Origin of the sequence: Nocardioides sp. CPCC 206348, assembly GCF_048654705.1 — a bacterium.
Taxonomy (GTDB): Bacteria; Actinomycetota; Actinomycetes; order Propionibacteriales; family Nocardioidaceae; genus Nocardioides.
Genome location: NZ_JBMCZA010000149.1, coordinates 29,213 through 29,667, shown reverse-complemented (window position 1 = coordinate 29,667; position 455 = coordinate 29,213). Strand labels below are relative to the sequence as shown.

The 455-nt window shown below is 69.7% G+C and carries 1 pseudogene; it reads right to left on the bottom strand.

The features are described 5' to 3' along the window. Positions 1-118: 118 nt before the first annotated feature. Positions 119-455 (bottom strand): annotated as a pseudogene (locus ACOADB_RS10370) (replication-associated recombination protein A); the annotation flags it as partial.

The following is a 455-nucleotide window of genomic DNA, read 5'->3' as shown; positions in this document are numbered from 1 at the left end:
ACCCTGCGCAACGACTGGTTCAGGTTCCAGGCAACCCACGCAAGGGCCACCAGGGCGACAAGGGTCGCCACGGCCAGCCAGACGGGTACGGCAAGCTCGTTGGTCACGACGGACAAGCCTACTTGCCACGGATCAGCCGGCGGACCCGCTCCCACCGTTGTTTCACGGCAGCCTCGGCTCCCAGCTCGGTCGGGCGGTAGTAGCGCGCGTCACCGATCACGTCCGGGGCGTACTGCTGCTCGGCCACCCCGAACGGCGCGTCGTGGCTGTACTTGTAGCCCTTCCCGTGGCCCAGGCGCTCCGCCCCGGCGTAGTGGGCGTCGCGAAGATGAGGCGGTACGGCGCCGATCCTGCCTCGCCGCACGTCGCTGATCGCCTCGTCGACCGCCACGATCACCGCATTCGACTTCGGGGCGACCGCGAGCGCGATGACCGCCTGGGCGAGGTTCAGCCGC